The 10,170-nt window shown below is 41.7% G+C and carries 11 protein-coding genes; all 11 read left to right on the forward strand.

What is annotated here, in order from left to right:
* The first annotated feature begins 5 nt into the window (after nt 1-5).
* The 11 genes from HMPREF2853_RS05065 to HMPREF2853_RS05115 all read left to right on the forward strand — a co-directional run bounded on the left by HMPREF2853_RS05065 (nt 6) and on the right by HMPREF2853_RS05115 (nt 10,143).
* The gene (locus tag HMPREF2853_RS05065; RefSeq protein ID WP_070535141.1) at nt 6-2,663 is read left to right on the forward strand and encodes a valine--tRNA ligase; all 2,658 of its coding nucleotides are present in this window, start codon (nt 6-8) and stop codon (nt 2,661-2,663) included.
* Nucleotides 2,664-2,666: 3 nt separating this feature from the next.
* Nucleotides 2,667-3,851 carry a hypothetical protein gene (locus HMPREF2853_RS05070; protein WP_001059779.1) on the forward strand — a complete coding sequence of 395 codons (1,185 nt, stop codon included), beginning with the start codon at nt 2,667-2,669 and terminating at the stop codon, nt 3,849-3,851.
* Nucleotides 3,851-4,135, forward strand: coding sequence for a DUF4325 domain-containing protein (locus HMPREF2853_RS05075; protein ID WP_000789635.1), 285 nt, complete (start codon nt 3,851-3,853; stop codon nt 4,133-4,135). Before HMPREF2853_RS05070 ends, HMPREF2853_RS05075 begins: the two co-directional genes overlap by 1 nt.
* Nucleotides 4,135-4,656, forward strand: coding sequence for a hypothetical protein (locus HMPREF2853_RS05080; RefSeq protein ID WP_000133072.1), 522 nt, complete (start codon nt 4,135-4,137; stop codon nt 4,654-4,656). The genes HMPREF2853_RS05075 and HMPREF2853_RS05080 overlap by 1 nt, the downstream gene beginning before the upstream one ends.
* Before the next feature lie 288 nt (nt 4,657-4,944).
* Nucleotides 4,945-5,535, forward strand: coding sequence for a DNA-directed RNA polymerase subunit delta (rpoE, locus tag HMPREF2853_RS05085; protein WP_000418415.1), 591 nt, complete (start codon nt 4,945-4,947; stop codon nt 5,533-5,535).
* Nucleotides 5,536-5,851: 316 nt separating this feature from the next.
* Nucleotides 5,852-7,459 (forward strand): CTP synthase, encoded by a 1,608-nt coding sequence (locus HMPREF2853_RS05090; RefSeq protein WP_070535142.1) that lies wholly within the window; start codon nt 5,852-5,854, stop codon nt 7,457-7,459.
* Nucleotides 7,460-7,612: 153 nt separating this feature from the next.
* On the forward strand, nt 7,613-7,912 hold the full coding sequence (locus tag HMPREF2853_RS05095; protein WP_002879788.1) for a DUF4651 domain-containing protein: 300 nt from the start codon (nt 7,613-7,615) through the stop codon (nt 7,910-7,912).
* A complete protein-coding gene (locus HMPREF2853_RS05100) occupies nt 7,909-8,226 on the forward strand; it encodes a thioredoxin family protein (protein WP_000586556.1) in 318 nt (105 codons plus the stop codon). The genes HMPREF2853_RS05095 and HMPREF2853_RS05100 overlap by 4 nt, the downstream gene beginning before the upstream one ends.
* A gap of 14 nt (nt 8,227-8,240) precedes the next feature.
* Nucleotides 8,241-8,867, forward strand: coding sequence for a YtpR family tRNA-binding protein (gene ytpR / locus HMPREF2853_RS05105; protein ID WP_070535144.1), 627 nt, complete (start codon nt 8,241-8,243; stop codon nt 8,865-8,867).
* Nucleotides 8,868-8,908: 41 nt separating this feature from the next.
* Nucleotides 8,909-9,670, forward strand: a complete 762-nt coding sequence (locus tag HMPREF2853_RS05110; RefSeq protein ID WP_070535146.1) for an SDR family NAD(P)-dependent oxidoreductase — start codon at nt 8,909-8,911, stop codon at nt 9,668-9,670.
* A 77-nt stretch (nt 9,671-9,747) separates the two neighbouring features.
* On the forward strand, nt 9,748-10,143 hold the full coding sequence (locus HMPREF2853_RS05115; protein ID WP_070535148.1) for a single-stranded DNA-binding protein: 396 nt from the start codon (nt 9,748-9,750) through the stop codon (nt 10,141-10,143).
* Nucleotides 10,144-10,170 lie beyond the last annotated feature (27 nt).

Genomic DNA, 10,170 nt, shown 5'->3' on the forward strand with positions numbered 1-10,170 from the left:
CACACATGTCTAAAGAACTTTCACCTAAATACAATCCAGCCGAGGTTGAGGCTGGTCGTTACCAAAAATGGCTTGATGCGGATGTTTTCAAGCCTTCTGGCGATAAAAAGGCTAAGCCTTATTCTATCGTGATTCCACCACCAAACGTAACTGGGAAACTCCACCTTGGTCACGCTTGGGATACGACTTTGCAGGATATCATTATCCGTCAAAAACGGATGCAAGGTTTTGATACGCTTTGGCTTCCAGGTATGGACCACGCGGGGATTGCGACTCAAGCTAAGGTTGAGGAGCGCTTGCGTGGTGAGGGTATTAGCCGTTACGACCTCGGTCGTGAAAAATTCCTAGATAAAGTCTGGGAATGGAAAGACGAATATGCGACGACTATCAAGGAACAATGGGGCAAGATGGGGCTCTCTGTAGACTACTCTCGTGAGCGTTTCACTCTTGACGAAGGTTTGTCAAAAGCTGTTCGCAAGGTCTTTGTGGACCTTTACAAGAAAGGCTGGATCTACCGTGGTGAGTTTATCATTAACTGGGACCCAGCAGCTCGCACAGCCCTTTCTGATATCGAGGTGATTCACAAGGACGTCGAAGGTGCCTTCTACCACATGAACTACATGCTGGAAGATGGCTCACGCGCCCTTGAAGTTGCGACTACTCGTCCTGAAACTATGTTTGGAGACGTTGCTGTTGCGGTCAATCCAGAAGACCCACGCTACAAGGACTTGATTGGTAAAAACGTCATCCTTCCAATCGCTAACAAACTGATCCCAATCGTTGGGGATGAGCATGCAGATCCTGAGTTTGGTACTGGTGTCGTGAAAATCACGCCTGCCCACGATCCAAACGACTTCTTGGTTGGTCAACGTCATAACTTGCCACAAGTCAACGTCATGAACGACGATGGAACTATGAATGACTTGGCCTTTGAGTTTGCTGGCATGGACCGTTTTGAAGCTCGTAAGGCAGTCGTTGCTAAGTTGGAAGAAATCGGTGCCCTTGTTAAAATCGAAAAACGTGTCCACAGTGTTGGTCACTCAGAGCGTACAGGTGTTGTCGTGGAGCCACGCTTGTCTACGCAGTGGTTCGTCAAGATGGACCAATTGGCGAAGAATGCCATTGCCAACCAAGACACAGACGATAAGGTAGAATTCTACCCACCTCGTTTCAACGATACCTTCCTTCAATGGATGGAAAATGTCCATGACTGGGTCATCTCTCGTCAGCTCTGGTGGGGTCACCAAATCCCTGCTTGGTATAATGCTGAGGGTGAAATATATGTCGGCGAAGAAGATCCAGAAGGTGACGGATGGACTCAAGACGAAGACGTCTTGGATACGTGGTTCAGTTCGGCCCTTTGGCCATTCTCAACCATGGGCTGGCCAGATGTCGACTCAGAAGACTTCAAACGTTATTATCCAACATCAACTTTGGTGACTGGTTATGATATTATTCCGTTCTGGGTGTCTCGGATGATTTTCCAAGGTTTGGAATTTACTGGCAAGTCGCCATTCAAAAATGCCTTGATTCATGGTCTCATTCGTGATGAGCAAGGACGCAAGATGTCGAAATCTCTCGGTAACGGGATTGATCCAATGGATGTTATTGATAAGTACGGAACAGATAGCCTTCGTTGGTTCCTTTCAAACGGTTCTGCACCAGGGCAAGACGTGCGCTTCTCTTACGAGAAAATGGATGCTTCATGGAACTTTATTAACAAGATCTGGAATATTTCTCGCTACATCCTCATGAACAATGAAGGCTTGACCCTTGAGCAAGCAACTGCCAATGTCGAAAAAGTTGTCAACAAGGAAGCTGGAAATGTTACAGACCGCTGGATTCTCCACAACCTCAATGAAACTATCGGCAAGGTTACTGAAAACTTTGATAAGTTTGAGTTTGGTGTAGCCGGACACATCCTCTACAACTTCATCTGGGATGAGTTTGCGGACTGGTATGTGGAGCTGACCAAGGAAGTGCTTTACAGCGAAAATGAAGAAGAGAAAGTTATCACACGTTCTGTTCTCCTTTACACTTTGGACAAGATACTTCGTCTCCTTCACCCAATCATGCCATTCGTGACAGAGGAAATCTTTGGACAAATCTCAGAAGGTTCTATCGTCACAGCTGCTTACCCAACTGTTAATCCAGCTTTTGATGACCTTGCTGCCCACACTGGTGTAGAGAGTCTCAAAGACCTGATCCGTGCCGTTCGTAATGCGCGTGCGGAAGTAAACGTAGCACCAAGTAAACCAATCACGATTCTAGTTAAGACAAGCGATAGCGACTTGGAAGCCTTCTTTAACAGCAATGTTAACTACATCAAACGCTTCACAAATCCAGAACACTTGGAAATCGCATCAACTATTCCTGCACCTGAACTCGCTATGTCAAGTGTCATCACAGGAGCAGAAATCTACCTGCCGCTCGCAGACCTCCTCAATGTCGAAGAAGAACTGGCTCGTCTCGACAAGGAACTGGCTAAATGGCAAAAAGAACTGGATATGGTTGGCAAGAAGCTCTCTAACGAACGCTTCGTAGCCAACGCCAAACCAGAAGTCGTCCAAAAAGAACGCGACAAACAAGCCGACTATCAAGCTAAATACGACGCGACTGTCGCTCGTATTGATGAGATGAAGAAGTTGGTTGTTGAGGGATAGCTATTGAATAACATTAATCTATTACTTGGTATACAAGGGTCACGTAGAATCTCGAATATTCTCTTAACTAAAAATGGAAAAAAATATTTTCAATTTATAAATAGAACGAATTTTTTAAATGACGTAGTTATTAAAAATATTATTGATTTTTTAAATACAGTAAGGACTACGCGGTTAAAATTACCTATAATCCTTAATATTGGGAAAGTAACTGTTGCTGATAAGTTAAGCTATATAGTTTTAGAGTGTTTAGTGTATGAAATGTTGAATTTAGGATATTCAGTAACTGTAAAACTTATTACTGATTCAACGATTGATACGAAAGGTATTGAACACTCGCCTCTTATGGTTCTCAATGAACTTAGTAATATTTTCTCTCCAAACAAACAGTGTAGAGAAAATACGTTTAAAAAAGAATTCAATTTTATTAGTAGAAGGACAGTAAAATATAGGAGATTGGTTTCCCCTAAGTCAAATTCTTATCTTTCAAAACTTACGAGTGACTTGATTTTATTCCTTAGTAATCAATTTGAGTTTAGTGATAATTTTAGACGGATACAATATGATGAAATTATGGTTACAAAACTTGCTAACACTATTGGAGAATTGGTAGGTAATGCTACTGAACATGGAGAAGGGGATTGTCTATTAGATATTGATATCACACATGATTTCACACATTCCCAAAAACAAGGAAAGAAGTTTGGAGCTGTAAATATTGCAGTACTTAATTTTTCAAACACAAACTTTGGTGATAAGGTTAAGAATAAAATTCTAAATACAGACTTATCTAAAAGTATTAGATACCAAAAAATTAAAGTCGCATATGATACTCACCAATCTTATTTCAATGATTGCTATAACGAAGAACATTTTTGGAATTTAGCTTCCATACAAGATAAAATTTCAGGAAGACTGGAAAATTACAATAATGGCGGAAAAGGTATGACTGATTTAATTAAATCAATTCAAAATTTCACTCATGAAGATTATTGTTATATGATGAGTGGCAAAGAAATACTAAATTTCAAAAAAGAACTACTTAAACAAGACTCTGATGGATTTATAGGGTTTAATAAGGATTCTTTTTTACAATCCGTTCCTGAAACAATGACTCTAGGGATAAGTAAAGTATTCTTACCAGGAGTTGCATATAATTTAAATTTTATCCTAGAGGAGGTACATTGATGAAAAATATTAAATTATACTTTAAAGATAAATCGTTGATTAGTTTATCTGGGAGACCGTTTGGCGTTGAAATCTATGATAAGCAGATAGCAAATAACATTGAGGGTGAAAGTGAGGTTATTTTAGAGTTCCCTCCACAAATTAGGTCATTCGCCTCCTCTTTTCCACAAGGATTATTGGCGAGTGAAATAGAGAAACTAGGATTGGAAAAAGTGAAAGAGAAATTCAAAATACATTCGGAATTTCCCGGATTGGAAAAAGGTTTTTGGGAGAGTTTTGACTAATGACAGATGTGACAAATATACCCAGTCAAGGTGTAAAGCTAAGTGACTGGCTTTCGATAGTTGCGATTATTGTCTCCTGTATAGCCATAATAGCTACATTTTATTTAGAAAATCGAAGGTTAAAGAGAGAATCTGAATCAAAGCTTTTTCAAGATATATATTTTTCTTATATGAAATTAACTATTCCTAAGGCCGAAGCCAAACTGAGATTTAATCATGATTCTAACAGAATAGACGAAACCGGAATTGATGGATTACTTTCAGTTTTGAAAAATCTTAGAAAGAAATCATCGCCATATAGATTTTTAGATACAGAATTTTACGATCGATTCACCAAATTCATAGAAAATTCAGAGGAGTTTTATTCTAATAAACAAAATACTGTGACTGATTATCAAAAATTTGAATCATTTCAAATAGAATCGAGACAAAAGATAACAGAACTTTATGATATACTAAATAAAAAAAATCAAAACAAGAAAGGCATACTAAATTTGCTCAAATCTATTTTTAAAAACTAACTAATTTCTAGAAAGCAGGTTACTACATGACAAATTCTGTAAGTTCGAACCATCCTGAGAAGTATAGTATTGCAGATTAATTTCATATATCATCGGCATCGAATTCATCTGGATTGATACCGAGAACCCACCTCACGACACCATCGGCTGGGGTAGCAAGGAAATAAAAAGTCCTGTAATTTAACCTTTGACTATTCCGCAAAATTATCGTACAATAAAGAGTACATGATAAAATGAGTTCAGAGTCTGTTCGCTCTGGCGATAGTAGTAAAAATGAGGAGAAACGCTTTGGAATTAGAAGTATTTGCTGGGCAAGAAAAAAGTGAACTATCTATGATTGAGGTAGCGCGTGCTATCTTGGAACTTCGTGGTCGCGATCATGAGATGCATTTTAGCGATCTTGTAAATGAAATTCAAAACTACCTTGGAACATCAAACAGCGATATCCGCGAAGCTTTGCCTTTGTTCTACACAGAGTTGAACTTTGACGGTAGCTTCATCTCTCTCGGAGACAACAAATGGGGGCTTCGTTCATGGTATGGCGTAGACGAAATCGACGAAGAAATCATCGCTCTTGAAGAAAGTGACGACGATGAAGTAGCTCCAAAAGCTAAGAAAAAACGTGTCAATGCCTTTATGGACGGTGATTCAGATGCCATTGACTACAATGCAGATGATCCAGAAGACGAAGATGCATACGAAGCAGATCCAGCTCTTTCATACGATGATGAAAATCCAGATGATGAGAAAAATGAAGTGGAAGCTTACGATGCAGAAATCAACGAAATCGCTCCAGATGACTTGGGTGAAGACGTGGATCTTAACGAAGAAGACGACGAGTTTTCTGACGATGACGCTGAAACGAGTGAAGAAGAGTAAAAGACTTCACAGAGGAGATCGCCTGATCTCCTTTTTTGTTGCTTGAGCAGGTCATCCGTTTGGATGCGGATCTTTAGTTGGTTTTCTGAAAGTAATCTTCTTATTTTCAGGTTTTACTGATTCGGGTTGACAAATGATCTGCTTTAAGGTATCATATTGTTCGGGCACCTCTTTTAGAGGCCGGGGCTCCCTAGTTACTAGGGAGCTATTTTTGTTTTTCAGGAAGTTTTCTTGAAAAGTCGTTATTCATAAGGGTCTTGTTTTCTATTTCCCCTCGTAGTTAACAAGGCCTTGAGCATTTTAGAAAGAGGAATCTATGTCTACGAAATATATTTTTGTAACTGGTGGTGTGGTATCGTCTATTGGGAAAGGGATTGTCGCAGCAAGTCTAGGCCGTCTCTTGAAAAATCGTGGTCTAAAGGTGACTATTCAGAAGTTTGACCCTTATATCAATATCGATCCGGGAACCATGAGTCCTTACCAGCACGGAGAAGTTTTTGTGACAGATGATGGTGCTGAGACAGATTTGGACTTGGGTCACTATGAACGTTTCATCGATATTAATCTCAACAAATATTCCAACGTGACAACTGGTAAAATCTACAGTGAAGTTCTTCGTAAAGAACGTCGTGGAGAATACCTTGGGGCAACTGTTCAAGTCATTCCTCATATCACAGATGCTTTGAAAGAGAAAATCAAGCGTGCCGCTCTAACGACAGACTCTGATGTCATTATCACAGAGGTTGGTGGAACCGTTGGGGATATCGAGTCCTTGCCATTCCTAGAGGCCCTTCGTCAGATGAAGGCAGATGTGGGTGCAGATAATGTTATGTATATCCACACAACCTTGCTTCCTTATCTAAAGGCTGCTGGTGAGATGAAGACCAAGCCAACTCAACATTCTGTAAAAGAATTGCGCGGTTTGGGAATCCAGCCAAATATGTTGGTCATTCGTACAGAAAAACCAGCTGGTCAAGGAATTAAAAATAAACTAGCTCAGTTCTGTGACGTGGCACCAGAAGCTGTTATCGAGTCTTTGGATGTCGAACACCTTTACCAAATTCCATTGAATTTGCAGGCACAAGGTATGGACCAAATTGTCTGTGACCATTTGAAACTAGACGCACCAGCAGCGGATATGACAGAGTGGTCAGCCATGGTGGACAAGGTCATGAACCTGAAAAAACAAGTTAAGATTTCCCTCGTTGGTAAGTATGTGGAGTTGCAAGATGCCTACATCTCAGTGGTTGAAGCTTTGAAACACTCTGGTTATGCCAACGACGCAGAAGTGAAGATTAATTGGATCAACGCCAATAATGTGACAGCAGAGAATGTGGCAGAACTCTTGTCTGATGCGGACGGAATCATCGTACCAGGCGGTTTCGGTCAACGTGGTACGGAAGGGAAAATCCAAGCCATCCGTTATGCGCGTGAAAATGATGTTCCAATGTTGGGAGTCTGCTTGGGAATGCAGTTGACTTGTATCGAGTTTGCTCGTCACGTTTTGGGTCTTGAAGGTGCTAATTCTGCTGAACTTGCACCAGATACAAAATACCCTATCATTGATATTATGCGTGACCAGGTTGATGTTGAGGATATGGGTGGAACCCTTCGTTTGGGACTTTATCCGTCTAAGTTGAAACGTGGCTCTAAGGCTGCGGCTGCTTACCATAATCAAGAAGTAGTGCAACGCCGTCACCGTCACCGTTATGAGTTTAACAACGCCTTTCGCGAACAGTTTGAAGCAGCAGGATTTGTCTTTTCAGGAGTTTCTCCAGACAATCGTTTGGTAGAAATCGTGGAAATTCCTGAAAATAAATTCTTCGTGGCTTGTCAGTATCACCCTGAACTTTCCAGTCGTCCAAACCGCCCAGAAGAACTCTACACTGCCTTTGTTACTGCAGCGGTTGAGAACAGCAATTAGCAAAATTCGAACCTTTGAGAAGAATCTCAGAGGTTTTTTAATTCATTCAGGAACTCAGGCGCTTGGCAATAAGAATTAGACTCACTGAGGGAAGAGATTTTCCTTGCTCGTATACGGCTTCCCTATTTGTCCTAGAGCCCTTTTTGTGTTACAATGAATGGTATGAAAGCTAAGAAATTATGGATGACTGGCTTGACTGTGGCTGGTCTAAGTGCCCTTGCTTTAGGGGCTAAAAAAGCAGCAGATAACCACAAACTCATGAAGACTCAAGAAGAGTTGACCGCTATCGTGCGCGAACTTTTCTCAGATATGGGTGAGATTGCGACTCTCTATGTTCAAGTCTACGAAAGTAGCCTAGAGCGACTGGTCGGAGGAGTCATTTTTGAGGATGGTCGTCACTATACCTTTGTCTATGAAAATGAAGACCTAGTCTATGAGGAGGAAGCCTTATGATTATTCCCAGTAATATAGAAGAGCTAGCAGGTTTTGTCGAGCAAGATGGCAAGAAGGTCTTCCTTTTTGTGGCGGACTGGTGTGGCGATTGTCGTTATATCTATCCTGCCTTGCCAGAGATTGAGGAGACAAATCCAGAGTTCACCTTTATTCGAGTGGACCGTGACCAGTACATGGATCTAGCCAAACTCTGGGATGTGTACGGGATTCCTAGCCTTGTTGTGCTAGAAAAGGACAAGGAAATCGGCCGATTTGTCAATCGCGACCGTAAAAGCAAGCAACAAATTAACGACTTTTTAGCAGAACTGAAATAGGAGAAAAGGAAAGAATGATTTTAACATATAATAAAGAGCATGTTGGCGATGTCCTTATGATCATTGTGAAAAACAGCGGAGATGCCAAACTAGACGTGGAGCGCAAAGGCAAGGTAGCCCGTGTTTTCCTCAAAGAAAATGGAGAAACAGTAGCTTGGAATATTTTCGAAGTTTCAAGTTTATTTGAAATTGCAGAGCGCGGCCAAGTTTTTTTGACAGATGAGCAAGTCGCTCGTTTGAACCAAGAATTGCAGGCGGAAGGCTTTACAGAAGAAATTGTCAATGACAAGGAACCTAAGTTTGTTGTTGGTGAAATTGTCGAGATGGTAGCTCACCCAGATAGTGACCACCTCAACATCTGCCAAGTTGCAGTCGCAAGTGACAAGACAGTGCAAATCGTTGCAGGGGCTCCCAATGCGCGTGTTGGGTTGAAAACCATTGTAGCTCTTCCTGGAGCGATGATGCCAAAAGGCAATCTCATTTTCCCAGGCGAACTTCGCGGTGAAAAGAGTTTTGGCATGATGTGCAGCCCTCGTGAATTGCATTTGCCAAATGCTCCGCAAAAACGTGGGGTTATTGAATTATCAGAAGACCAAGTTGTCGGAACTCCATTTGACCCAGCCAAACACTGGACTGCCTAGGAAATTGTCGGTATTTGATAGACCAGATAGAGGGGGATAAGATGGCGAAAAATGTAGTGATTACAGGAGCGACCTCAGGAATCGGTGAAGCGATTGCGCGTGCTTATCTGGAGCAGGGGGAGAATGTCGTTCTAACAGGGCGACGGACAGATAGACTAGAGACCCTCAAGTCAGAGTTTGCAGAAACATTTCCAAATCAAACAGTTTGGACCTTTGCACTGGATGTCACGGATATGACCATGGTCAAGACTGTCTGCTCCGATATTTTGGAAACGATAGGGCAGATTGATATATTGGTCAATAACGCTGGACTAGCTCTTGGCTTGGCTCCCTATCAAGACTATGAAGAATTGGATATGCTGACCATGTTGGATACCAACGTCAAGGGTTTGATGGCAGTCACTCGCTGTTTCTTACCAGCAATGGTAAAAGCCAATCAGGGTCATATTATCAATATGGGGTCAACCGCAGGAATCTATGCCTATGCTGGGGCAGCTGTTTACTCAGCCACCAAGGCAGCAGTTAAGACTTTTTCAGATGGCCTGCGAATTGATACCATTGCAACAGATATCAAGGTAACTACTATTCAGCCAGGAATTGTCGAAACAGATTTTTCTGCGGTACGTTTCCACGGTGACAAAGAGCGTGCTGCCACCGTCTATCAGGGAATTGAGGCCTTGCAAGCTCAGGATATTGCAGATACAGTGATCTATGTGACCAGTCAGCCTCGTCGTGTGCAGATTACAGATATGACCATTATGGCCAATCAACAGGCGACAGGTTTCATGGTGCATAAAAAATAAAAAATTTCTTCGAAAAGTTACAAATTTCTGTAACTTTTTTTGATTCCCTGCGAATAGATAAGTAGGAGGAAGAAAATATGTATAATAAAGTTATTCTTATTGGGCGCTTGACGTCTACACCAGAATTGCACAAAACCAACAACGACAAGTCAGTGGCGCGAGCAACGATCGCTGTGAACCGTCGTTACAAAGACCAAAACGGGGAACGTGAAGCTGACTTTGTCAATCTTGTTCTTTGGGGGAAATTGGCTGAAACCTTGGCAAGCTACGCAACTAAAGGTAGTCTTATCTCTGTGGATGGAGAACTTCGTACCCGTCGCTTTGAGAAAAATGGCCAGGTGAACTATGTGACTGAAGTCCTTGCCACAGGATTCCAACTTTTGGAAAGCCGCGCCCAACGGGCTATGCGTGAAAATAACGCTGGACAGGATTTGGCAGATTTGGTCTTGGAAGAGGAGGAATTGCCATTTTAATACTCTTCGAAAATCTCTTCAAACCAC

Source organism: Streptococcus sp. HMSC077F03 (assembly GCF_001812375.1).
Lineage (GTDB): Bacteria > Bacillota > Bacilli > Lactobacillales > Streptococcaceae > Streptococcus > Streptococcus oralis_S.